Source organism: Streptomyces sp. NPDC002676 (genome assembly GCF_053592455.1).
Genome location: NZ_JBSFVT010000013.1, coordinates 131,810 through 155,507, shown reverse-complemented (window position 1 = coordinate 155,507; position 23,698 = coordinate 131,810). Strand labels below are relative to the sequence as shown.

The following is a 23,698-nucleotide window of genomic DNA, read 5'->3' as shown; positions in this document are numbered from 1 at the left end:
TCAGGGCCTCGCAGGCCGCCACGGCCGCGGAGGAAGTCCCCGGAGACAGTGCCGACGTGAGGTGCAGGTGGGAACAATCGCACCGTGCCCTCATCCAGCGCGACATCTCCACCACCTCCCCTGCCGAAGCAGATCGCGAGGCAGGAGAGGCCACGAAGGAGGCACTGAAGTCGCCGACAACGGCGGGGAAGCTGAACATGGACAGGGTGACGCACGCGCTCGGTCTCGTGCTGAAGGGGTGTCGCTGTCAGTGGCTCTGCGTCCAGTCCCGCGCTCAACGACTGACCCGCGCGTACGCGGCCTGGTCACGCCTCCGACGTCTTGGCTCGACCGCGCACCGCTCGATGAGGATCTCCAGGAAACCTGGGTCGGGGGTCGACCCGACCGCCAGGGCCGCCTGTAGCGGACCGACGAGCCCTCGGCGCTCAGGACGTCGGCCACACGGCCCTTCTGCGACGCCGCGGGTGAGCGCGCAGGAGACCCGTTCGGCAACCCCCATGTCTCGCTCGAACTCGGCCCAGCCGCCCCTCACGGAGGTGAGACGGAGCGCTCCCACCCTGTGCCCGTTCGCGAAGCCGCAGGTGAGACACGTGGCAGGAACCTGCGACACGCTCCACGCGGTGGACTCCCGGAAACAGATCGACTTGACTCGTCATCAATCGACCTCGCCCACAAAGCAGCAGGTCAGGAGCCCTTTTGCGCAGGCTCCAGAATCGCCACGCACTCCACATGATGCGTCATCGGAAACAGATCGAACGCCCGAAGCGTCCGCACCCGGTACCCGCCCTCCCGGAAGTACCCCAGGTCCCGGGCCAGCGCAGCGGGATCGCAGGCGACGTACGCGATGCGGCGTGCTCCCAGCGAAGACAGGTGCTCGACCGTGTCGCGGCCCGCGCCGGCCCTCGGTGGGTCCAGGACGACGAGGTCGACCTCGGTGATGCCGGTGCGTGGGAGGACCGATTCGACCTTGCCCTGTTCGATGCGGACGCGGGGGAAGTCGGCGAGGTTGTGGCGCGCGTCCTCCACCGCCCGCTTGCCGGACTCGATGCCGAGGACCGCGCCCTTCTCGCCGAGGCGGTCGGCCAGCGCCCCCGCGAACAAACCCACTCCGCAGTAGAGGTCGAGAGCCATCTCGCCCTTGCGCGGGAGCAGGCCCTGCATGACCGCCGTCACCAGAGTGTCCGCGGCCTTCGGATGGACCTGCCAGAAGCCGCCGTTGCCCACCCGGTACGTACGGCCGTCGGCGCGTTCGCGGACGAAGGGGCGGCCGTGGACCCGGTGGATACCGCCCGACTTCTCGTCGACCCGGAGGACCGAGACCGGCTTGTCCAGCTCCACCAGGGGGAGGCGGGCGCCGGGGCGGGGGGTGAGGATGACCTGGCGGTCCTGCGAGCCCGTCGCCGCGATCGCCTCCACCGACTCCATGCCGGTCCAGTCGCGCTGCTCGATGCCCAGCTCGCTGACGCCCTCGGCCGCGATCATGCAGTGCTCGATGGGCTCGACCTCGTGCGAGCGGTGGCGGCGCAGGCCCGCCCGGCCGGTCGTGGCGTCCACCGCGTACTGCACGCGGGTGCGCCACTGCGGTACCTCGCCCGCCGGCAGCTTGTCACCCTCGGCCGGCATCACCGTGCCGTCCCAGCCGGCCTCCTCCGGCGTGAGGCCCGCGAGCCGCTTGAGCTGCTCGGCGATGACCTCGCCCTTCAGGCGGCGCTGGGCGCCCGGCTTGGCGTGCTGCCAGTCGCAGCCGCCGCAGCGGCCGGGGCCGGCGTAGGGGCAGGGGGCCTCGACGCGGTCCTTGGAGGGCTCCAGGACTCGTACGGCGTCCGCGCGCAGGAAGCGCGCCCCCTCCTCGCCCTCCGTCACCCGGGCCACCACCCGCTCGCCCGGCAGGGCGTGGCGGACGAACAGGACCTGGCCCTCGGACGTACGGGCGATGCAGTGGCCGCCGTGGGCGACGGGGCCGATCTCGACCTCGTACTCCTCCCCCACCAGCGACTTCTTCGGTTCTGCGGGCATGGTGGGGTGACTCCAGATCGGGAACGGGAAACGGCCGGACAACAGCCCACCAGTTTACGTGGCTGTCGTCCGGCCGTTCACCACCGGCCGGATCCCGGGCTCAGACCGAAGCCCTGACTCAGTCCTTGGTCGCCGACGGCTCCTTGGGCCGCTCCGCCGCCGGGCCGCGCCGCACCGCACCCGGCGCGCTCCACTCCTGGCGCCTGCGGGCACGGAGCTTCGCCGCCTCGGAGGACTGCAGCTGGTAGGGCACGGAGGTGACCATCACGCCGGGCGTGAACAGCAGGCGGCCCTTCAGGCGCAGGGCGCTCTGGTTGTGCAGGATGTGCTCGTACCAGTGGCCGACCACGTACTCGGGGATGATCACGGAGACCGCGTCGCGCGGGGACTCCGCGCGCAGGCTCTTGACGTACTCGATCACCGGGCGGGTGATCTCGCGGTACGGCGAGTCCAGGACCTTCAGCGGTACGTCGATGCCGCGCCGCTCCCACTCCTCGCGCAGTGCCTTGGTCTCCGCCGGGTCTACACCGACGGTCACAGCCTCCAGGCCGTGCGAGCGCATCAGCTGGGCGTAGGCCAGGGCGCGCAGGGTGGGGCGGTGGATCTTGGAGATGAGGACGACCGAGTGGACGCGGGAGGGGCGCGCGCTGTCGTCGGTCGGGCCCTCGGGGGCCGCGAGCTCGTCGGCGACGCGGTCGTAGTGCCTGCGGATCGCGGTCATCGTCAGATAGAAGAGGCCCATGCCCATGAGGGCGACCCAGGCGCCGTGCGTGAACTTCGTGACGAGGACGACGACGAGCACGAGGCCGGTGAAGAAGGCGCCGAACGTGTTGATCGCGCGGGAGCGGATCATGCGGCTGCGCTCGGCCGGGTCCTGCTCGGAGGCCAGGTGGCGGTTCCAGTGCCGGACCATGCCGGTCTGGCTGAGCGTGAAGGACACGAACACGCCGACGATGTACAGCTGGATCAGGCGCGTGGAGTCGGCGCCGTAGATGACCGTCAGCAGGGCCGCGGCGCCCGCGAGCAGCACGATGCCGTTGGAGAAGGCGAGGCGGTCGCCGCGGGTGTGCAGCTGACGCGGCAGGTAGCGGTCCTGGGCGAGGATCGAGCCGAGCAGCGGGAAGCCGTTGTAGGCCGTGTTGGCCGCGAGGAACAGGACCAGGGCCGTGGCCGCCGCGAGGACGATGAACAGGAAGCTGCCCTTGCCGAACACAGCCTCGGCGACCTGGGAGATCACCGGGTTCTGGACGTAGCCGGAGCCGAGCGGGTGGCCGTTGTGGATCAGGTCGGTGGCGGGGTTCTCGGCCATGCGGACCTTGGTCGACATGGCGAGGGCGATGATCCCGCAGAACATGGTGACGGCGAGCCCGCCCATCAGCGCGAGCGTGGTCGCCGCGTTCTTGGACTTGGGCTTGCGGAAGGCCGGGACGCCGTTGGAGATGGCCTCCACCCCGGTGAGCGCGGCACAGCCGGAGGAGAAGGCCCGCAGGAGGAGGAAGACCAGCGCGAAGCCCGCGAGGCCCTGGTGCTCGGCCTTGATGTGGTAGTCGGCCGTCGGGGCATGCATGGAGTCGCCGAGGACCATGCCGCGGAAGGCACCCCACGCGATCATGATGAAGACGCCGCCGACGAACACGTACGTCGGGATCGCGAAGAGCTTGCCCGACTCCTTCACGCCGCGCAGGTTCATCAGCGTCAGCAGCACGATCACGGCGACCGCGCACAGCACCTTGTGCTCGACCACGAAGGGGATCGCGGAGCCGAGGTTCTCGATGCCGGAGGCGATGGAGACGGCGACGGTGAGGACGTAGTCCACGAGCAGGGCGCTGGCCACGGTCAGGCCGGCCTTGGGGCCGAGGTTGGTCGTCGCCACCTCGTAGTCGCCGCCGCCGCTCGGGTACGCGTGCACGTTCTGCCGGTAGGAGGCGACCACGGTGAACATCAGCACGACGACCGCGACGGCGATCCAGGGGCTGAAGTGGTACGCCGACACTCCCGCGATGGAGAGCACCAGCAGAACCTCGCCGGGCGCGTACGCGACGGAGGACAGCGGGTCGGAGGCGAAGACGGGGAGGGCGATGCGCTTCGGCAGCAGGGTCTCGCCCAGCCGGTCACTGCGCAGAGCGCGCCCGATCAGGATCCGTTTGGGCACGTCGGTCAGTTTGGACACGAGAGAGGATCGTAAGGCGTCGAACAGGCTGCCGCCCAGCCGGGCGCCCGTATCTGCTTCAAGGGTGAACTCCGCGGCCGGTGGAACTGCGGATTCCGTGGCGGGGCCGCTCGCCGTGGCTAGATGGCAGACCCCGCCTGTCGCCGCACTTCGGAGGTCCCATGCCCCTTGCCGCAGAGCTGATCGGGGCTGTGGTCGCCCTCGTCGGCCTCGGAATCCTTTTCCTGTGCAGCGTGCGCAGTATCACGCGCCGTTGATCGCGACAGCCCCGGCACAAGGGTGCCCGTCCCGGACGATGCGTGTGTAGCTTGGGCCACAGTCTGAGAACCTGTTAAGGCCAAGTCGACATCTCTTGACATCGGAAGGACGGTCGTGCACATCGTCATCATGGGCTGTGGGAGAGTGGGTTCCACTCTCGCCCAGACCCTGGAGCAACAGGGGCACACGGTCGCTGTGATCGACCAGGACCCCACCGCCTTCCGACGGCTGGGCCCGGGCTTCGGCGGCCGACGGGTCACCGGCGTCGGCTACGACCAGGACACCCTTCGCGAAGCGGGCATCGAGGAGGCGGGCGCCTTCGCCGCCGTCTCCAGCGGTGACAACTCCAACATCATCTCCGCGCGGGTGGCCCGCGAGATGTTCGGCGTGGAGAACGTGGCCGCCCGGATCTACGACCCGCGCCGTGCCGAGGTCTACCAGCGCCTGGGCATCCCCACCGTGGCCACGGTCCGCTGGACCGCCGACCAGATGCTGCGCCGGCTGCTGCCCGCGGGCGCCGAGCCGCTGTGGCGCGACCCCACCGGCGGGGTGCAGCTGGCCGAGGTGCACGCCTCCGCCAAGTGGGTCGGGCACAAGATCAGCAAGCTGCAGGAGGAGACGGGCGTCCGGGTGGCGTTCCTGACCCGCCTGGGCGAGGCGATCCTGCCCACCTCCCAGACGGTGCTGCAGGAGGGCGACCTCGTGCACGTGATGATGCGGTCGGACGACGTGGAGAAGGTCGAGGCGGCGTTCGCCGGGGGGCCGGAAGAGGAGGGCGGTCACTGATGAGGGTCGCCATTGCCGGGGCCGGTGCCGTCGGCCGCTCGATCGCGGGCGAGCTGCTGGAGAACGGCCACGAGGTCCTGCTGATCGACAAGGCACCGACCGCGATCTCGGTCGAGCGCGTCCCGCAGGCGGAGTGGCTGCTGGCCGACGCCTGCGAGATCACGTCCCTGGACGAGGCCGCGCTGCAGCGCTGCAACGTCGTGATCGCCGCGACCGGCGACGACAAGGTCAACCTGGTCGTCTCGCTGCTCGCAAAGACGGAGTACGGCGTTCCGCGCGTCGTCGCCCGCGTGAACAACCCCAAGAACGAGTGGCTGTTCAACGAGGCGTGGGGCGTGGACGTCGCCGTGTCCACCCCGCGCCTGATGTCCGCCCTGGTCGAGGAGGCGGTGAGCGTAGGCGACCTGGTCCGCCTGCTCCGCTTCAGCCACGGCGACGCCAACCTGGTCGAGCTGACGCTGCCCGAGGAGTCGGCCCTGGCCGGCACCCAGGTCGGCGCGGTCGAGTGGCCGCAGGACACGTCCCTGGTCACGATCATCCGTGGCGCCCGGGTGCTGACGCCCTCCAAGGAGGACTCCCTGGAGGCGGGCGACGAGCTGCTGTTCGTGGCCGCGCCGGCCCGCGAGGAGCAGCTGGAGGAACTGCTGTCGGTGCGGCGGGACGAAGGCTGACCGCATACGAGAAGGGCGCCCCTGGCATCCAGGGGCGCCCTTCTCGTCGTACGACGGCTGCTCACGCCTCCCGGCGGTGGCGTCCTGCTGTCGGCTCCCCGCCCTCGGCGGCCAGCGCGGCCTTGCGTTCCTCTTCGGCCTTCTCCTCGGCCTCCATCTCCGCGAACACGTCGATCGGCGCGGGCGCCTTCGCCAGGAAGACCCAGGTCAGCCACACGGCCAGCAGGAACGGCGGGATCTTCAGGGCGATCAGGATCCAGCCGAGCTTGGTGGTGTCGGACCACCAGTACAGCGGGAAGAGGATCGCGCACTTGGCGAGCAGGATCAGGCCCCAGGCCCAACTGGCCTTCGCGTACGCCTTCTTGCGGCCGGGGTTGCGGGTGCGCCAGGAGAGGTTCTCCTTGAAGACCGGGCCGAGGATGAGGCCGATCAGGGGCACTCCGGCGAGGGTGGTGACGATGTACGCCAGCGCCAGGCCCAGCGTGTAGAGCATGCCGGGGAGGTAGAAGTCCTTGGCGTTGCCGGTGAACATCGCGAAGACGACACCGAAGGCCACGCCGAAGACACCGCTGAAGGCGTGCTTGACGGTGTCCTTCATCGCCAGGCGGACCACGACCAGGATCAGGGACACGGCCAGCGCGGCGATCGCCGAGATGTGCAGGTCCTTGTTGACCGTGAAGATCGCGACGAAGAGGAGGCCCGGTACGACCGTCTCGACCATGCCGCGGACGCCGCCGAACGCCTCGAACAGCGCTGCCTCGGTCACCGCCCGGGCGTCGTCGGTCTGAGCCTGTCCGGCGTCTTGGGTCGGCTTGTCGAGGGACGTCACCGGCTACTCCCGTCCGAGGGGTCGCAGTTCGTATTTCGGGTTGAACAGCACGCGGCGGCCCCGGCTCATCGCGATCCGGCCCGAAGCGATCAGCCTGCGCCCCGGTTCTATGCCCACGATGGAGCGCCTGCCGAGCCACACCACGTCCAGCGCGGCCGAGCCGTCGAACAGCTCGGCCTCCAGGGCCGGGACACCGGCACGCGGACGCAGAGTGACCGTGCGCAAGGTACCAGTTACGGTGACGATCTGTCGGTCCTGGCAGTCACCGATCCTGGTGCAACCTGCCGTCTCGGCGTCCTCGCGCAGCTCCTCGGACTCCAGATCCTCCTGCGAAGAGGAGAGCCGGTCGATCATGCGGCGGAACCGGCCGGCCGGCTTTTCGGAACGAGAAACAGCACTCATATCAGAAGCGTACCGGCGCACACCGACAGCGCCGTAGCGCAGCTCACTTCTCGAACCGGTACCCCATGCCGGGCTCGGTGATGAAGTGCTTCGGGTGCGAGGGGTCCGCCTCCAGCTTCCTGCGCAGCTGGGCCATGTAGACACGCAGGTAGTTGGTCTCCGTCCCGTACGACGGGCCCCACACCTCCTGGAGCAGCTGCTTCTGGCTGACCAGGCGGCCGGTGTTGCGGACCAGCGCCTCCAGCAGGTGCCATTCGGTCGGGGTGAGGCGGACATCCTTGCCGGCCCGGTTGACCTTCTTCGCGGTCAGGTCGACGGTGAAGCCCTCGGTCTCCACGGTCGTCACGTCGTCCTCGCCCGCCCCGACCGGCTCGGAGCGGCGCACGGCGGCCCGCAGCCGGGCCAGCAGCTCGTCCATGCCGAAGGGCTTGGTGACGTAGTCGTCGGCGCCCGCGTCCAGCGCCTCGACCTTCTCGTCGGAGGAGTGCCGGGCGGACAGGACCAGGATGGGGACGCGGGTCCAGCCGCGCAGGCCCTTGATCACCTCGACGCCGTCCATGTCGGGCAGGCCCAGGTCGAGGACGACCACGTCGGGGTGGCGGGAGGCGGCGAGTTCGAGGGCGGTCCTGCCGTCGGAGGCCGCGTCCACCTCGTACTTGCGTGCCTTGAGGTTGATCACGAGGGCGCGCACGATCTGCGGCTCGTCGTCGACCACGAGCACCCTCGTGGGGGTCTGGGGGATCCCCCCAGTGGTGCTCAGCATAGGGCCTGCCTTTCCGGTTGTGCGGGGGTGAGCTGTGCGGACGGCGTTCCCGCCGCGCGCAGGCTGAGGACCATGGTGAGTCCGCCGCCCGGCGTGTCCTCGGCGTTGAGGGTGCCGCCCATCGCCTCGGCGAAGCCACGGGCGACCGCGAGGCCGAGGCCGACCCCGGCGCCGCGCGGCGCATCGCCATGCCGCTGGAACGGTTCGAAGATGCGGTCCTTGGCCTCGTCGGGGACGCCGGGCCCGCGGTCGACCACGCGCACCTCGACCCGGTCGCTGATCGCGCTGGCGGAGACGAGGACGCGCCGGCCGGGCGGGCTGTACTTGACGGCGTTCTCCACCAGGTTGGCCACCGACCGCTCCAGCAGCCCGGGGTCGACGGCGACCATGGGCAGCGTCTCGGGCACGTCCAGCTCGACGCTGTCCTCGGGCACGCCGACGAGCGCCATCGGGACGACCTCGTCGACGTCGATCTCCCGGATGATCGGGGTGACGGTGCCGGTGTGCAGGCGGGACATGTCGAGCAGGTTCCCCACGAGGTGGTCGAGCCGGTCGGCGCCCTCCTCGATGCCCTCCAGCAGCTCCGCCTGGTCCTCCTCCGACCAGGCCACGTCGTCCGAGCGCAGCGAGGACACGGCGGCCTTGATGCCGGCGAGCGGGGTGCGCAGGTCGTGGCTGACGGCGGCGAGCAGGGCGGTGCGGATGCGGTTGCCCTCGGCGAGCGCACGGGCCCGGTCGGCCTCCTCCTGCAGGCGCCTGCGGTCGAGGACGACGGCGGCCTGGGCGGCGAAGGCGGCGAGCACCCGGCGGTCCTCGGCGGGCAGCACCCGGCCGGTGAGGGCGAGGGCCATGTGGTCGCCTATCGGCACGTCGACATCGGCGTCCTCGGGCCGTTCCAGCTCCGGCCCGAGTCCGGCGCGGCCCGCGCAGGTCCAGGGGTCGACGTCGCTCGCCCGCTCCAGCAGGGCGGCCGACTCCATGGCGAAGGTCTCCCGGACCCGTTCCAGCAGCTCCTCCAGGCTTGTCTCACCGCGCAGGACGTTGCCGGCGAGGAAGGAGAGGATCTCGGACTCGGCGCGCAGCCGGGCCGCCTGGTGGGTGCGCCGGGCCGCGAGGTCCACCACGGAGGCCACGGACGCGGCGACCCCGAAGAAGATCGCGATGGCCACGATGTTCTTCGGGTCGGAGATGGTCAGCCGGTGCAGGGGCGGGATGTAGAAGTAGTTCAGCAGGAGCGAGCCGAAGGCGGCCGAGGCCAGGGCGGGCAGCAGGCCCCCGAGCAGGGCCGCCGCGACCGTGACGGCCAGGAACAGCAGCACGTCGTTGGCGAGGCCGAGGTCGATGGTGTGCAGCGCCGCGAGCACGGCGGGGCCGATCAGGCCGACCGCCCAGCCCGAGATGATGCGGGACCTGCCGAGCCGGGCGCCCCGGCCGACGGGCAGCCCGCGGCCCTTGGCGACCTCTTCGTGGGTGACGATGTGGACGTCGAGGTCGGGTCCGGAGTCCCGGGCGACGGTGGCGCCGACGCCGGGCCCGAAGACGTACTGCCAGGCCTTGCGGCGCGAGGAGCCGAGCACGATCTGGGTGGCGTTCACGCCGCGCGCGAAGTCCAGCAGCGCGGCCGGGATGTCGTCGCCGACGACGTGGTGGAAGGTACCGCCCAGGTCCTCCACCAGGGTGCGCTGAACGGCCAGTTCCTTCGGCGAGGCCGCGGTCAGGCCGTCGCTGCGGGCTATGTAGACGGCCAGCACCTCGCCGCCGGCGCCCTTCTCCGCCAGCCGCGCCGCCCGGCGGATCAGCGTCCGCCCCTCAGGACCGCCGGTCAGCCCGACCACGATCCGCTCGCGCGAGCCCCAGATCTTGGAGACGCGGTGCTCGCTGCGGTACTTGTTCAGGTACTCGTCGACCCGGTCGGCCACCCACAGCAGCGCCAGCTCGCGCAGGGCGGTGAGGTTTCCGGGGCGGAAGTAGTTGGACAGGGCCGCGTCGACCTTGTCCGGCTTGTAGATGTTGCCGTGGGCCATGCGGCGGCGCAGGGCCTGGGGCGACATGTCGACCAGTTCGATCTGGTCGGCGCGGCGGACGATCTCGTCGGGCACGGTCTCGCGCTGCCGCACCCCGGTGATCGACTCCACGACGTCGCCGAGCGACTCCAGGTGCTGGATGTTGACCGTCGAGATCACGTCGACCCCGGCGGCCAGCAGCTCCTCGACGTCCTGCCAGCGCTTGGCGTTGCGGGAGCCGGGGATGTTCGTGTGGGCGAGTTCGTCCACCAGGGCGACGGCCGGCCTGCGGTGCAGTACGGCGTCCACGTCCATCTCGCCGAAGGTGGTGCCCCGGTACTCCAGCCGCCGGCGCGGGATCTGCTCCAGGCCGTGCAGCATCACCTCGGTGCGCGGCCGGTCGTAGTGCTCCACGTAGGCCACGACACAGTCGGTGCCCCGCTCGATCCGGCGGTGCGCCTCGGACAGCATGGCGTAGGTCTTGCCCACGCCCGGTGCCGCACCGAGGTAGATCCGGAGTTTGCCGCGTGCCATGGTCCTATTGTCTTCCCGTCACTGCTGCCTACGCAGCGTCGACCTTACGGCCAACGATGCGAACAAAAGGGACGATGGCCCGGTCAACGGGGGTCTTTGACACAACTCTGACGGTGCCGGACAGCCTCAGTGCTGGACGATCTCGCCGTCGCTCAGCTCCAGCACCCGGTCCGCCAGGTCGAGCAGGGTCGCGTCGTGGGTGGCGACCAGGGCGGTGACCCCCTCGCTGCGGACCACGGCCCGCAGCAGCTCCATGACGGAGTGCCCGGTCTCGGCGTCCAGCTGGCCGGTCGGCTCGTCGGCGATGAGCAGGGCGGGCTGGTTGGCGAGGGCGCGGGCTATGGCCACGCGCTGCTGCTGGCCGCCGGAGAGTTCGCCGGGCCGCTGGGCCGCGTGGTCGGCGAGTCCGACGAGGGAGAGCAGCAGCTCGACCCGTTCCTCGCGCTCGCGCGGCTCGGCGCGGCGCAGCCGCAGCGGTACGCCGACGTTCTCGGCGGCGCTGAGGATCGGGATGAGCCCGAAGGACTGGAAGACGAACCCGATCCGGTCCCGGCGCAGCCCCAGCAGGCCGTTCTCGCCCAGCTCGGCGAGGTCCCGCCCGTCGAGCTCGACGCGCCCCTGGTCGGGCGCGTCGAGGCCGCCGACGATGTTGAGCAGGGTGGTCTTGCCGGAGCCCGAGCGACCCTTGAGGGCGACGAGTTCGCCACGCGGGACCTCGAAGGAGACCCCGCGCAGGGCATGGACGGCGGCGGCGGCGCGCCCGTACGACTTGTGCACGTCCGTGACGCGCACCATGGTCTCGGTGACCACCTCGGTCATCACGACTCCCCCCGTGGGCCGGGCGCCAGTATCACCGCACAGGACCCGAGGGGACAACGCTTCGGTTCACTTCCGGTTTCGGCCGGCCTCGGCGACCGGACGATCTTGTCCCTGCGGGGCCTGGGCGTGCGGTGCCGCCGTCCAGGGGGCACGCACGTCGAAGGGCCGCACCCCGGGAGCGGGGAGCGGCCCTTGAACTGCTCAGCCGAGCGGAGCGCCTAGCGGACCTCGGTGATCTCCGGTCCGCGCTGCAGCTGGCCCATGCCGCCGGAGAAGCGCGAGCCCTCCTCCTGCTGGACGCCTTCGGGAACCATCTGGGCGTCGTTCGGCAGCTTGAGGACGATCGGGTCGCGGGGCGCCATCGGGCCCTCGCCGCGGACCACGACCGTGTCCCGGAAGATCTGCTCCAGCAGGCCGGCCGCCTGCGGCTGCACCGCGCCCTGGCCGGAGATCACACCGCGCAGGAACCAGCGCGGGCCGTCCACGCCGACGAACCGTACGACCTGGAAACCGCCCGTGCCGTCCGGCAGCTGCACCGGCACCTGGGCGCGCAGCTCCCAGCCCAGCGGACCCTCGACCTCGTCGACGATGCCGCCCTGCTGGGTGATGCCGGCCGCGATCTCCTCGCGGACCTCGCCCCAGATGCCCTCGCGCTTGGGCGCGGCGAACCCCTGGAGCTGGACGGCGCTGTCGCCCAGCACGACGGTCGCGGCGACGATCGCGTCACCGGCCACCTCGACCCGCAGCTCCATGCCGTCGACGCCAGGTACGAAAAGACCGCCGAGGTCGACACGGCCCTCGGCCGGGTCGCGCACCTCTTCGCTGTCCCACGGCCCGTCGGGCCGGGGCTCGGGCTCCAGCCGGACGCGCTCGCGCTCGGCCTCCTCTTCCTCGTCCGCCTCGGTGTCGACGCTGTCGACGACCTGCTCGGCCTCGCCGGCCGCGTCCTCGGCGGCACCCTTCTTCTTGCGACGTCCGAACACGTCACTGTCCTTCCCGGTCGGATACGACCGAAGCGTATCGATTCCCACCCGTCTGACCGCCCATGGCGGCCTGACCGCTTGTGCCGCTTTCGCCGCCCACCGCGGCATGCCCGCCGGTGGACCCGAAGCCCCCCTCGGCCCGCGCCGAGCCGGGAAGTTCCGCCACCTCCTGGAAGCGGACCCTCTCGACCTGCTGGACGACCAGTTGGGCAATCCGGTCGAAGCGCTCGAACCGCACGGACTCGCGCGGGTCGAGATTCACCACGATCACCTTGATCTCCCCACGGTACCCGGCATCAACCGTCCCTGGGGCATTCACCAGCGCGACACCGCAGCGGGCGGCGAGACCGGAACGTGGGTGCACGAAGGCCGCGTACCCCTCCGGGAGGGCGATCGACACTCCTGTGGGCAGCACGGCTCGCTCGCCGGGCTTCAGTTCACAGGCCTCGGTGGTGCGCAGATCGGCACCGGCGTCGCCGGGGTGCTCGTAAGCCGGAAGCGGTACGTCCGGGTCGATGCGCCGGAGCAGCACGTTCAGGGGATCTCGGCTCACGGGTTCACCTCGAAGGCGCGGGCACGCCGGATCTGGTCCGGGTCGCTCATGGCGGCCTGGATCTCCTCCTTGCGGCCGTGGTCGATGAAGTGGTCGACCTTCACCTCGATGAACAGGGCGTCGGCGCGGACGGCGACGGGCCCGTCGGGGCCGCCGATGCGCCCGGTCGCGGTCGAGTAGATCTTCCGCCCGGCCACCGCGGTGACCTCGGCCTCCAGATGCAGCGCGGTGCCCACCGGCACCGGCCGCACGAAGTCGGTCTCCAGCCGGCCGGTGACGGCGATGGTCCGCAGCAGCCAGTTCAGCGAGCCGAGGGTCTCGTCGAGGGCGGTGGCCAGCACCCCGCCGTGCGCGAGGCCCGGGGCGCCCTGGTGGGCGGGCTGGACGGTGAACTCGGCGGTGAGGGAGACACCCTCACCGGCCCGCGCCTCCAGGAGCAGGCCGTGCGGCTGCCCGGGGCCACAACCGAAACAGTGTTCGTAGTGGGCGCCGAGAGGCTCGCCGGGGGCGGGCGCGTCGGGGTGCCGAACCGGTTTCACCGCGTCGGCAGGAGGCTGAAGAGCTGCGGAACTACCACTCACAGCCGCAGACCTTACCCGCCCGCCCGTCTCCCACCACCGCCCTACCCGACAGTGCTTCGCGGTGACTGCCCCGACTCCGGCCCGATCCGGATACCGTGCCAAGCTTGGCTCCATGCAGCACTCCGCCGCCCCCTACGAAGAACGCCTCACCGCCCCGCGCTCGTGGTGGGTGATCAGCTTCCTCGTGGGCCTCTCCCTGGCCCTGATCCTGCTCCCCTACGGCACCCTGCCGATGCTCGGCGGCCTGGCCGGCGGCACCGCCGCCGCGGCCGTCGCGGCCAGCTCCTACGGGTCGCTGCGGATCCGTGTCGTGGGCGGCTCCCTGATCGCGGGCGAGGCGAAGATCCCGGTGTCGGCGCTGGGCGGTTCGGAGATCCTGGACCCCGAGGAGGCCCGCGCCTGGCGCACCTACAAGGCCGACACCCGCGCCTTCCTGCTGCTGCGCTCCTACATCCCCACGGCGCTGCGCGTGGAGGTCACGGACCCGCAGGACCCGACGCCGTACCTGTACCTGTCGACGCGGGAGCCGGAGCGGCTGGCAGCGGCGATCGAGGCGGCGCGGAAGGCCTAGGGCCGGCCGGCACAGGGCCTAGAAGCCCTCCAGGGGTTCCGCCGGCTCTTCCAGCGGCGGCAGTTGCGGCAGCTCTTCCCACGGGACCTGGATCTTCCTGAGGTCCGTGCGGATGCGTGCCGCGAGTTTCTTGGTGTCCCGGCGGTTCATGACCGCCCCCACCGCCGCGCCGACCATGAACGGCATCAGGTTGGGCAGGTCCCGGACCACCCGCTTCATGATCTGCTGACGCAGTTCGCGCTTCATCTGGCCCCCGAGGGCCGTGTTGATCGTCGACGGTCTCATCACGTCTATGCCGCGCTCCCCCGACCAGGAGGACAGATAGGCGGTACTGCGCGCCTTGAGGTTCCCCGGCGGTCGCAGGCCGTACACCTCGTGCAGCTCGGCGATGAGCTTCAGCTCGATCGCCGCGACCCCGGTGATCTCCGCGGCCAGCTCGGTCGGCATGGCCGGCGGCACCGGCAGCATCGCCGCCGCCCCGACTCCGGCCCCGACCGTGGAGGTCGCGGCTGCCGCGCCCGCCACGAGCTTGTCGGCGAGCTGCTCGGGCCCGAGGCCCGGGAACTGCCGACGCAGGGCAGCAAGGTCGCGTACGGGGATCCGCGGGGCGATCTCGATGATCCGGTCCGCGAGGTACGCCAGCCCCGCGCGGGCCTGGTTGCCGCCTCTGCGGACGCCTTCCCGGGCCAGTTCCCTGGCCTTGTCCCGGATCACCACCGCCCGTCGCCGGGCAAGGCCTGCAGGCTCCTCCGTCGGCGCCGCGAGGTCGTCCCGGCCGCTCGCCGGTTCGAGCGAGGCTCCCGCTTCGGGTGAGCCCCGCTCGTCGGCACGCGCGCCGTGCAAGCCGTCGGACGGCCCTTGGTCCGCTCCCTGCAGGGGGAAGCGGCGCTTCCGTGGAGGGGTCGAGCCAGTCACGGCCGACCCGTCCTCAGTCGCAGTCGCGGCAGATCGGCTGACCGTTCTTCTCCCGGGCCAGCTGGCTGCGGTGGTGCACCAGGAAGCAGCTCATGCAGGTGAACTCGTCCTGCTGCTTCGGCAGCACCCGGACGGCCAACTCCTCGTTCGAGAGGTCGGCGCCGGGCAGTTCGAGGCCCTCTGCGGCCTCGAACTCGTCGACGTCCACCGCGGAAGTGGACTTGTCATTCCGGCGGGCCTTCAGCTCTTCAAGGCTGTCCGAGTCGACGTCGTCGTCGGTCTTGCGTGGAGTGTCGTAATCGGTTGCCATATCGCTCTCCCCCTCTGGGTGTCTGCGGTGTCTCCAGCGCACGTAACGCGTGAGAGGCCGGACTTGTGCCCGACCTGAGGCGGAGATTTTGCCTCACATCAAGGTCTGTTACTCAATCGACACCCAATCCGATCCCTCAAGTGTGATCGGCTTGGATGGCGGTGAGGACCGTACACGGTTCGAATGCCGCACCTCAAAGGCGCCTCACCGTGTACTTCCCGTGATCAAGTGCCCTGAAAACCAGGATTTTCCCGGCTTTCCACCTAGTGTCATGATCACAGAGAGTGCATGGCCGGAAATCCGCCCATGTGATCGATCACACAACGAAAACCTCTCCCGGGGTCTGGAAAATTCCGCGCATAGCGAACATCCTCCCGCGTGTGTTGGAACGGGTCACAACGGCAGGGTGACGCGCATCACCAAGCCGCCGCCCTCCCTCGGCCTCGCCACGATATGGCCGCCGTGCGCGCGGGCCACGGAGCGGACGATGGAGAGGCCGAGGCCCACACCCTTGTCACTGCCCGTGCGCTCCGTACGCAGCCGTGTGAACGGCTCGAAGAGGTTGTCGATCTCGTACGCCGGCACCACCGGCCCGGTGTTCGACACCGTCAGTACGGCCTGCCCGTGCTCCACCTCCGTGGCGACCTCGACCCAGCCCGCCTCCGGCACGTTGTAGCGCACCGCGTTCTGGACGAGGTTCAGCGCGATCCGCTCCAGCAGCACGCCGTTGCCCTGCACCACGACGGGCTTGCGCTCGCCGCGGATCTCGACGCCCTTGGCCTCCGCCTCGGCGTGCACCTGGTCGACGGCCTGCCCGGCCACCTCGGCCAGATCGACGGGCCCTCGCTCCACGATCTGGTTGTCGCTGCGGGCGAGCAGCAGCAGGCCCTCGACCAGCTGCTCGCTGCGCTCGTTGGTGGCCAGCAGTGTCTTGCCGAGCTGCTTCAGTTCCATCGGCGCGTTCGGATCGGACAGGTGCACCTCCAGCAGCGTGCGGTTGATCGCGAGCGGCGTGCGCAGCTCGTGGGAGGCGTTGCCGACGAAGCGCTGCTGGGCGGTGAACGCCCGCTGGAGGCGCTCCAGCATGTCGTCGAAGGTGTCGGCCAGCTCCTTCAGCTCGTCGTCCGGGCCGTCCAGCTCGATCCGGCGGGCCAGGTCGGAGCCGGCCACCTGGCGGGCGGTGCGGGTGATCCGGCCGAGCGGGGACAGCACGCGGCCGGCCATCGCGTAGCCGAACGCGAAGGCGATCACGGCGAGGCCCAGCAGGGCCAGCAGGGAGCGGCTGAGCAGGTCGTTCAGGGCCGCCTGGCGCTGCAGGTCGGTGCACTGGCTGATCGCGTCGTTGAAGTCCTGCAGCGACAGCTGGGCCGTGTTGGCCGTGTTGATCGCGGGGCAGTTGGCGCTGGTGATCTTCAGCTGAGAGCCCGTCGGGAAGCTGACGATCTTGAACAGCGGCTGGTTTCCGGTGTTGATCGCCTGCGCGGCCAGCAGGTAGATGATCGACAGCAGCAGGATGCCGGCGATCAGGAACATGCCGCCGTACAGCAGCGTGAGCCGTATCCGGATGGTCGGGCGCAGCCAGGGAAGAGGGGCCTGCGGCCTCCTGGGGTCCCAGGTGGGTTTCGGTGGCGCCTGGGGCGGCGCGGGTGTCGCGGCCACGGGGATCAGATCCGGTAGCCGGAGCCGGGCACGGTGACGATGACGGGCGGCTCGCCCAGCTTGCGGCGCAGCGTCATGACCGTCACCCGCACCACGTTGGTGAACGGGTCGGTGTTCTCGTCCCAGGCCTTCTCCAGCAGCTGCTCGGCCGACACGACAGCGCCCTCGCTGCGCATCAGCACCTCCAGCACCGCGAACTCCTTGGGCGCGAGCTGGACCTCCTTGCCGTCGCGGAAGACCTCGCGGCGGTTGGGGTCGAGCTTGATGCCGGCGCGCTCCAGGACCGGCGGCAGGGGCACGCTCGTACGGCGGCCGAGGGCGCGCACGCGCGCGATCAGCTCGCTGAAGGCGAACGGCTTGGGCAGGTAGTCGTCGGCGCCGATCTCCAGGCCCTCGACGCGGTCGCTGACGTCGCCGGAGGCGGTGAGCATGAGCACGCGCGTGGGCATGCCCAGCTCGACGATCTTGCGGCAGACGTCGTCGCCGTGCACGCGCGGGAGGTCGCGGTCGAGGACGACCACGTCGTAGTCGTTGACGCCGATGCGCTCCAGGGCGGCCGCACCGTCGTACACGACGTCGACGGCCATGGCCTCCCGGCGCAGTCCGGTGGCCACCGCATCGGCGAGCAACTGCTCGTCTTCGACGACGAGTACGCGCACGTCGCTTGTCCTTCCTGTGTCCACCCGCGTAGCGCGCCGTGAGCGCGCGCGGGCAGGGCTGAGATGGGATGTGACCTCCATCCTGCCCTTTTCGGCCATAAGTCGGCTGTAAGACGGGTGCCCGGACCGCAGGGATCGAGGCGACCGGGCGGGAATGCGAGATTTTCTCTTCCGGTTGAGGTTTCCGCGGAAGGGAGCGGGGGGAGGACGGCTGTTACACCCCGCGATCACGCTCTGCATGTGCCGCAGCACCATGCGGTACACCGCCGTCGCTTCGCAGCGTGGGCGTGGGTGTCCGGCACCGTCGCCGCCCGGCCGGGCAGCGCTGGGCACCCGCGAGAGACGTGATCGCCCCTTCCGAACGGCACACCCCCGTGCCACCGACCCACGACCCAGGACGAGGGGGCGCAGCATGGACGCATTCACGACGGGACTTCTGCAGCGCATAAAGGCGACCGAGTCCGACCTGTCGCGGGCTCGTGACGAGGGCGACGACTTCCTGGTGGAGGTGGAGCAGGCCGAACTCGACGACCTGCGCCGTCTCGCCGCCGAACACGGTGTGGAGGTCGGCGCCTCGCACGCCTGACCGGCCCGAAGCGCAGGAAGGGACCCCGACGAATCCAGCGTCGGGGTCCCTTTGCGTTTCCGGCTGTCGGCAGGCCCTCAGTCGTGCCAGGCCCCGAAGTCCTCCAGCAACCGCTGGAGGGGCTCGAAGACGCCCGGCGTACCCGCGACCGTCAGCTCGCGCGACGGCCGCTCTCCGGGCCGTCCACCGGTCAGGGCGCCGGCCTCGCGGGCGATCAGGTCCCCGGCGGCGACGTCCCAGGCGTTGAGCCCCCGCTCGTAGTACCCGTCGAGCCGGCCGCAGGCCACGTCGCACAGGTCGATCGCCGCCGAGCCCCCGCGCCGGATGTCCCGGACCAGGGGGATCAGCCGGCCGGCCACCTCGGCCTGGTGGGCGCGGACCTCGGCGACGTAGTTGAAGCCGGTGGAGACCAGCGCCTGGTCCAGCGGGGGCGCGGGACGGCCGGACAGCGCGCGCTCGCCCTCCCAGGCGCCCGTGGCCCAGGCTCCGCCGCCGCGCACCGCGTGGTACGTCTCGCCGCGCATCGGGGCCGCGACGACCCCGGCGACGGCCTCGCCGTCCCGCTCGGCTGCGATGGACACCGCCCAGGTCGGCAGCCCGTACAGGTAGTTCACCGTGCCGTCGAGCGGGTCGATCACCCAGCGCACTCCGCTGCTGCCCTCGACGGCGGCGCCCTCCTCCCCGAGGAAGCCGTCGTCGGGGCGCTCGCCGGAGATCAGGTCGGTGATCAGCTTCTCCGCCGCGATGTCCATCTCGGTGACGACGTCGATCGGGCTGGACTTGGTCTTCGCCACGGCCAGGTCGGCCGGGCGGCCGTCCCGCAGCAGCTCGCCGGCGCGGCGGGCGGCCTCCTGGGCGAGTTCGAGCAGTTCCCTGTGGAGGGCGTCGGACACGGGTCTCCTCACGCGTAGGGGCTGTCGGCACCCGCGGCGGCGGGGTGCGGGGTGCGGGCCGGGCAGCAGCCGACGGGGCACAGCTGGTGGCTCGGGCCGAGCGCGCCGAGGGCGCAGGGGGTGACGTCCTGTCCGCGCTCCACGGCGGCGCGCTCCAGGATCAGCTCGCGGACGGCGGCGGCGAACCGCGGGTCGGCGCCGACCGTGGCCGAGCGGCGTACGGGCAGGCCCAGCTCCTCGGCCTTGGCCTTGGCCTCGGTGTCGAGGTCGTACAGGACCTCCATGTGGTCGGAGACGAAGCCGATGGGCGCCATGACCACGGCGGGGGCGCCGGCGGCCTGCCGCTCCTCCAGGTGGTCGCAGATGTCCGGCTCCAGCCACGGGATGTGCGGGGCGCCGGAGCGGGACTGGTAGACGAGCCGCCAGGGGTGGTCGACGCCGGTGCGCTCGCGGACGGCGTCGGCGATCAGCTGGGCCACGTCCAGGTGCTGCTCGACGTAGGCGCCGCCCTCGCCGTGCGCCTCGACCGGGCCGGAGGTGTCGGCGGCGGCGGTCGGGATGGAGTGGGTGGTGAAGGCGATGTGGGCGCCCGCGCGGACGTCCTCGGGGAGGTCGGCGAGGGCGTTCAGCACCCCGTCGGTCATGGGCTCGACGAAGCCCGGGTGGTTGAAGTAGTGCCGCAGCTTGTCGATCTTCGGCAGCTCCAGGCCCTCGCTCTCCAGGGCGGCCAGCGCGTCGGCGAGGTTCTCGCGGTACTGGCGGCAGCCCGAGTAGGAGGCGTAGGCGCTGGTGGCGAGCACCAGGATGCGGCGGCGGCCGTCGGCGACCATCTCGCGCAGGGTGTCCGTGAGGTACGGCGCCCAGTTGCGGTTGCCCCAGTAGACAGGCAGGTTCAGGCCGTGTTCGGCGAAGTCCTTGCGAAGGGCGTCCAGCAGGGCGCGGTTCTGGTCGTTGATCGGGCTGACCCCGCCGAACAGGAAGTAGTGCTGCCCGACTTCCTTCAGGCGTTCCTTCGGGATGCCGCGCCCGCGCGTGACGTTCTCCAGGAACGGGACCACGTCGTCCGGGCCTTCGGGGCCGCCGAAGGAGAGCAGGAGCAGGGCGTCGTACGGGGTGGCATCGAGCGCGTCTGGCATGCCCCGATCCTGCCACCCGGTACTGACAGCCAGGAAACAGCAGGGTGAAGAGTCGGATTAGGGATATTTGCGGGGATAAATCCCGGGCCGAAAATCGGATGACTTAGGATTACCTAACCCGTAAGCTGTAACAACCCTCTTTACGCCTTACGGAGACCCGCGTGCCCAGCCCCTACCGCGCCCTGTTCGCCGAGCCCGGCACCAAGGCCTTCTCCGCCGCCGGCTTCCTCGGCCGGCTGCCGCTGTCGATGATGGGCATCGGCGTCATCACGATGGTCTCCCAGCTCACCGGGCGGTACGGGCTCGCGGGCGCGCTGTCGGCCACCATCGCGCTGTCCGCCGCGGCGATCGGGCCCCAGGTCTCCCGGCTGGTGGACCGGCACGGGCAGCGCCGGGTGCTGCGCCCGGCGACCCTGGTGGCGCTCACCGCGGCGGCCGGACTGCTGCTCGCCGCGCACTGGCGGTGGCCGGACTGGGTGCTGTTCGTGTGTGCCGCCGGCATCGGCTCGGTGCCGAGCCTGGGCGCGATGGTCCGGGCCCGCTGGGCGGCCCTGTACCGGGGCACGCCGAAGCTGCACACCGCGTACTCGTTCGAGTCGGTCGCCGACGAGGTCTGCTTCGTCTTCGGGCCGATCGTCTCCATCGGTCTGTCCACGGCCTGGTTCCCGGAGGCGGGCCCGCTGCTGGCCGCCTGCTTCCTGACCGCCGGTGTCTTCTGGCTGACCGCCCAGCGCGCCACCGAGCCGGAGCCTCACCCGCGCGTGCAGGACGGCGGCGGTTCGGCCCTGCGCTCGCGCGCGCTCCAGGTGCTGGTGGCGACCTTCGTGGCCACGGGGACGATCTTCGGGGCGATCGACGTGGTCACCGTGGCCTTCGCCGACGAACGCGGCCACAAGGCCGCCGCGAGCGTGGTCCTCTCCCTGTACGCGGCGGGTTCCTGTGTGGCCGGAGTGATCTTCGGCCTGCTGCGGCTCGCGGGGCCGCCGGAACGCCGGTGGCTGCTGGGCGTGACGGCGATGGCCGTGAGTATGATCCCCCTCCTACTGGTCGGAAACCTGCCGCTTCTGGCCGTGGCGCTGTTCGTTGCGGGGCTGTCCATCGCGCCGACGATGATCACGACGATGTCCCTCATCGAAGAGCACGTACCTCGCGCGCAGCTCACCGAGGGCATGACCTGGGTGAGCACCGGCCTCGCGGTCGGGATCGCGCTCGGCTCCTCCGTGGCCGGCTGGGTGATCGACTCGGCCGGTGCGCGCGCCGGGTACGGGGTTCCGGCCGTGTCCGGGGCCGTCGCGGTCGCGGTCGGTTTCCTCGGGTACCGCCGGCTCCGCAGGCCGGCCGCGAGTCGGGGAGGCATCGTTGAGCAGCACAGCGAGCGGAAAGAGCGGCACCTGGCGTAACTGGAGCGGCACTGTCGCGGCGCGCCCCGCGCGGCAGGTCGCGCCGGCCTCCGTGGAGGAGCTGGCCGCGGCGGTGCGCCGGGCCCGCGAGGACGGCCTCAAGGTGAAGGCGGTCGGCACCGGGCACTCCTTCACGTCGATCGCCGCCACCGACGGTCTCTTGATCCACCCTCAACTGTTGACCGGTATCCGCAACATTGACCGGGACTCCATGACTGTCACGGTCGAGGCGGGCACCCCGCTCAAGCGACTCAACGCGGCCCTCGCGCGTGAGGGTCTGTCGCTCACCAACATGGGCGACATCATGGAGCAGACCGTCTCCGGGGCCACCAGCACGGGCACCCACGGCACGGGCCGCGAGTCGGCCTCGATCGCCGCGCAGATCAAAGGACTCGAACTCGTCCTCGCCGACGGCTCGGTGCTCACCTGCTCGGAGCAGGGGACCGAAGAAGAACGCGCGGTCTTCGCGGCGGCCCGCATAGGCCTGGGCGCCCTCGGCGTCGTCACCGCGATCACCTTCGCCGTGGAGCCCCTCTTCCTGCTCACCGCGCGTGAGGAGCCGATGCCGCTCGACCGGGTCCTCGCCGAGTTCGACCAACTGTGGGCCGAGAACGAGCACTTCGAGTTCTACTGGTTCCCGCACACCGGCAGCACCAACACCAAGCGCAACAACCGCAGCGCGGGTCCCGAGCAGCCGGTGGGGCAGCTGGCCGGCTGGTTCGAGGACGAGTTCCTCTCCAACGGCGTCTTCCAGGTGGCCCAGTGGGTCGGGCGCGCCGCCCCCGCCACCGTCCCGGCGATCGCGCAGATCTCCAGCAAGGCCCTGTCCGCGCGGACGTACACCGACATCCCTTACAAAGTCTTCACCTCGCCGCGCCGGGTGCGCTTCGTGGAGATGGAGTACGCCGTCCCGCGCGCGGCCCTGGCCGAGACGGTGCGCGAGCTGAAGGCCATGATCGACGGCTCCGGGCTGCGGATCAGCTTCCCGGTCGAGGTGCGCACCGCCCCGGCCGACGACATCACTCTGTCCACCGCCTCCGGCCGGGACAGCGCGTACGTCGCCGTACACATGTACCGGGGCGCGCCGTACCAGGCCTATTTCACCGCCGCCGAGCGCATCTTCACCGCGCACGAGGGCCGGCCGCACTGGGGCAAGGTGCACACGCGGGATGCGGAGTACTTCGCCCAGGTCTATCCGCGTTTCGCCGAGTTCACGGCGCTGCGGGACCGTCTTGACCCGGAACGGCTGTTCCAGAACGACTACTTGCGGAGGGTTCTGGGGGCGTAGGGCTCGCGGACGACTGGCCGGGCGTGGGGGTCGGGCCGGCCGGGGCCACACTCGGCTCCGCGCTCGGCTCGTCGCTCGGGGAGCCGTCAGGCGTGGGCGTCGCGCCGCGGGCCGTGCCGCCGTGGGCATCAGGGGTGCGCTCGACGGACGGCGTGCGCGAAGGGGCCGGTACCTCATCGGGCTTCGCGTGGGACGGCCCCCGGCCGGCGACGGCGTCGCTGACCGTCGTCCCCCGGCCGCCACTGAAGCTGCTCCCGGACACCAGCTCGTACGCCGTGATGCCGCCCATGGTGACCCCGAAGACGACGGCGACCGCAAGGGCGGGCCGCTGCCAGCTCCTCGCACGCGTGCGGTAGACGGTGCCCGGCGTGAACTCGCCCGGCGGCAGCGGCACTTGTGCCACCTGCCGTCCCACCGGCCGGGAGGCCGTCGCCGTCTCCCGCAGTTGCTCCCCCGTCCGCCGGAAGAAGTGCTGGAACAGGGGACCACCGCAGGTGGCGACGACACTGACGACGCCGGCGCCGAGGATCGTGCCGTACACCCCGAAATACGAGGCCAGTTTGGCCGCCACGACCGCCGCCAGGGCACTGCCCGCGACCTGGGGGACGCTCAGCTCGATCCGCTTCCGCCTCGCGTCGGGCATTTCACGCATACCCGGAACCTGCCTGCCTTTCCCGCACTTGATCGTCCTGATCGACCGTCTGCACCAGAAAGGGACGTACACGCGAAACCATTAGTTCCGTTTCAGGAGATTACGTGAACTTCGCCACGTTCGTGATCGACAGAACCCGGTCGCGACGGCCAAGTCGCACGCCTTGCCAGAAGTTGGGCGGCGCGCCAATCCACGCACGTGGTCCAAATGGAGTACTGTTGCGAGCCCTGGGTCCGGTCCCCCACCAGGGTGTCCGGGGCC

At 70.9% G+C, this 23,698-nt stretch carries 23 protein-coding genes; 6 read left to right on the top strand and 17 right to left on the bottom strand.

Going from position 1 to position 23,698, the window contains the following annotated elements; translation table 11 throughout:
• Positions 1-684: 684 nt before the first annotated feature.
• A complete protein-coding gene (locus tag ACWD3E_RS29870; protein WP_451390681.1) occupies positions 685-2,016 on the bottom strand; it encodes a class I SAM-dependent RNA methyltransferase in 1,332 nt (443 codons plus the stop codon).
• Positions 2,017-2,134: 118 nt separating this feature from the next.
• Positions 2,135-4,186 (bottom strand): APC family permease, encoded by a 2,052-nt coding sequence (locus tag ACWD3E_RS29865; protein WP_451390680.1) that lies wholly within the window; start codon positions 4,184-4,186, stop codon positions 2,135-2,137.
• 372 nt (positions 4,187-4,558) lie between these two features.
• On the opposite strand from ACWD3E_RS29865, the gene ACWD3E_RS29860 reads away from it, so the two are divergent.
• The gene (locus ACWD3E_RS29860; protein ID WP_451390679.1) at positions 4,559-5,230 is read left to right on the top strand and encodes an NAD-binding protein; all 672 of its coding nucleotides are present in this window, start codon (positions 4,559-4,561) and stop codon (positions 5,228-5,230) included.
• Positions 5,230-5,901 carry a potassium channel family protein gene (locus ACWD3E_RS29855; RefSeq protein ID WP_451349181.1) on the top strand — a complete coding sequence of 224 codons (672 nt, stop codon included), beginning with the start codon at positions 5,230-5,232 and terminating at the stop codon, positions 5,899-5,901. The genes ACWD3E_RS29860 and ACWD3E_RS29855 overlap by 1 nt, the downstream gene beginning before the upstream one ends.
• 61 nt (positions 5,902-5,962) lie before the next feature.
• Here ACWD3E_RS29855 and ACWD3E_RS29850 read toward each other — a convergent pair whose 3' ends face one another.
• The 8 genes from ACWD3E_RS29850 to ACWD3E_RS29815 form a co-directional block, all read right to left on the bottom strand.
• Positions 5,963-6,730: a DUF3159 domain-containing protein gene (locus tag ACWD3E_RS29850; protein WP_451390678.1), complete on the bottom strand. Its 768-nt coding sequence runs from the start codon at positions 6,728-6,730 to the stop codon at positions 5,963-5,965.
• A 3-nt stretch (positions 6,731-6,733) separates the two neighbouring features.
• Positions 6,734-7,132: an OB-fold nucleic acid binding domain-containing protein gene (locus ACWD3E_RS29845; RefSeq protein WP_451349183.1), complete on the bottom strand. Its 399-nt coding sequence runs from the start codon at positions 7,130-7,132 to the stop codon at positions 6,734-6,736.
• A gap of 43 nt (positions 7,133-7,175) precedes the next feature.
• A complete protein-coding gene (locus ACWD3E_RS29840) occupies positions 7,176-7,895 on the bottom strand; it encodes a response regulator (RefSeq protein WP_451390677.1) in 720 nt (239 codons plus the stop codon).
• Positions 7,889-10,432 carry an ATP-binding protein gene (locus ACWD3E_RS29835; protein WP_451390676.1) on the bottom strand — a complete coding sequence of 848 codons (2,544 nt, stop codon included), beginning with the start codon at positions 10,430-10,432 and terminating at the stop codon, positions 7,889-7,891. Before ACWD3E_RS29835 ends, ACWD3E_RS29840 begins: the two co-directional genes overlap by 7 nt.
• 126 nt (positions 10,433-10,558) lie before the next feature.
• Positions 10,559-11,251, bottom strand: coding sequence for an ABC transporter ATP-binding protein (locus tag ACWD3E_RS29830; RefSeq protein ID WP_451390675.1), 693 nt, complete (start codon positions 11,249-11,251; stop codon positions 10,559-10,561).
• Positions 11,252-11,469: 218 nt separating this feature from the next.
• Entirely contained in the window at positions 11,470-12,234 is a 765-nt protein-coding gene (locus ACWD3E_RS29825) for a DUF3710 domain-containing protein (protein WP_451390674.1), read from the bottom strand.
• Position 12,235: 1 nt separating this feature from the next.
• Entirely contained in the window at positions 12,236-12,787 is a 552-nt protein-coding gene (gene dut / locus ACWD3E_RS29820) for a dUTP diphosphatase (RefSeq protein ID WP_451390673.1), read from the bottom strand.
• Positions 12,784-13,368, bottom strand: coding sequence for a PaaI family thioesterase (locus tag ACWD3E_RS29815; protein WP_451390672.1), 585 nt, complete (start codon positions 13,366-13,368; stop codon positions 12,784-12,786). The genes dut and ACWD3E_RS29815 overlap by 4 nt, the downstream gene beginning before the upstream one ends.
• 112 nt (positions 13,369-13,480) lie before the next feature.
• On the opposite strand from ACWD3E_RS29815, the gene ACWD3E_RS29810 reads away from it, so the two are divergent.
• Entirely contained in the window at positions 13,481-13,939 is a 459-nt protein-coding gene (locus tag ACWD3E_RS29810) for a DUF3093 domain-containing protein (protein ID WP_451390671.1), read from the top strand.
• Between the two features lie 18 nt (positions 13,940-13,957).
• Here ACWD3E_RS29810 and ACWD3E_RS29805 read toward each other — a convergent pair whose 3' ends face one another.
• The 4 genes from ACWD3E_RS29805 to ACWD3E_RS29790 all read right to left on the bottom strand — a co-directional run bounded on the left by ACWD3E_RS29805 (position 13,958) and on the right by ACWD3E_RS29790 (position 17,482).
• Complete coding sequence (locus ACWD3E_RS29805; RefSeq protein ID WP_451390670.1) at positions 13,958-14,854, bottom strand: hypothetical protein; 897 nt, start codon at positions 14,852-14,854, stop codon at positions 13,958-13,960.
• A 13-nt stretch (positions 14,855-14,867) separates the two neighbouring features.
• On the bottom strand, positions 14,868-15,164 hold the full coding sequence (locus ACWD3E_RS29800; RefSeq protein WP_005481602.1) for a DUF4193 domain-containing protein: 297 nt from the start codon (positions 15,162-15,164) through the stop codon (positions 14,868-14,870).
• A gap of 393 nt (positions 15,165-15,557) precedes the next feature.
• A complete protein-coding gene (locus ACWD3E_RS29795; protein WP_451390669.1) occupies positions 15,558-16,823 on the bottom strand; it encodes a sensor histidine kinase in 1,266 nt (421 codons plus the stop codon).
• A gap of 5 nt (positions 16,824-16,828) precedes the next feature.
• Positions 16,829-17,482, bottom strand: a complete 654-nt coding sequence (locus ACWD3E_RS29790) for a response regulator transcription factor (protein WP_161297296.1) — start codon at positions 17,480-17,482, stop codon at positions 16,829-16,831.
• A gap of 412 nt (positions 17,483-17,894) precedes the next feature.
• Between ACWD3E_RS29790 and ACWD3E_RS29785 the strand changes: the two genes are divergently transcribed.
• Positions 17,895-18,068: a hypothetical protein gene (locus ACWD3E_RS29785; protein ID WP_451349193.1), complete on the top strand. Its 174-nt coding sequence runs from the start codon at positions 17,895-17,897 to the stop codon at positions 18,066-18,068.
• Positions 18,069-18,145: 77 nt separating this feature from the next.
• Here ACWD3E_RS29785 and ACWD3E_RS29780 read toward each other — a convergent pair whose 3' ends face one another.
• Together ACWD3E_RS29780 and ACWD3E_RS29775 are read right to left on the bottom strand one after the other, a co-directional pair.
• Complete coding sequence (locus ACWD3E_RS29780; RefSeq protein WP_451390668.1) at positions 18,146-18,961, bottom strand: inositol monophosphatase family protein; 816 nt, start codon at positions 18,959-18,961, stop codon at positions 18,146-18,148.
• Positions 18,962-18,969: 8 nt separating this feature from the next.
• A complete protein-coding gene (locus ACWD3E_RS29775) occupies positions 18,970-20,097 on the bottom strand; it encodes a ferrochelatase (RefSeq protein WP_451390667.1) in 1,128 nt (375 codons plus the stop codon).
• Between the two features lie 161 nt (positions 20,098-20,258).
• Here ACWD3E_RS29775 and ACWD3E_RS29770 point away from each other — a divergent pair, with 161 nt between their 5' ends.
• Both ACWD3E_RS29770 and ACWD3E_RS29765 read left to right on the top strand, forming a co-directional pair.
• Positions 20,259-21,497 carry an MFS transporter gene (locus tag ACWD3E_RS29770; RefSeq protein ID WP_451390666.1) on the top strand — a complete coding sequence of 413 codons (1,239 nt, stop codon included), beginning with the start codon at positions 20,259-20,261 and terminating at the stop codon, positions 21,495-21,497.
• Positions 21,457-22,785 carry a D-arabinono-1,4-lactone oxidase gene (locus tag ACWD3E_RS29765; protein WP_451390665.1) on the top strand — a complete coding sequence of 443 codons (1,329 nt, stop codon included), beginning with the start codon at positions 21,457-21,459 and terminating at the stop codon, positions 22,783-22,785. Before ACWD3E_RS29770 ends, ACWD3E_RS29765 begins: the two co-directional genes overlap by 41 nt.
• Here ACWD3E_RS29765 and ACWD3E_RS29760 read toward each other — a convergent pair.
• Positions 22,709-23,437 carry a hypothetical protein gene (locus tag ACWD3E_RS29760; protein WP_451390664.1) on the bottom strand — a complete coding sequence of 243 codons (729 nt, stop codon included), beginning with the start codon at positions 23,435-23,437 and terminating at the stop codon, positions 22,709-22,711. The genes ACWD3E_RS29765 and ACWD3E_RS29760 overlap by 77 nt on opposite strands.
• Positions 23,438-23,698 lie beyond the last annotated feature (261 nt).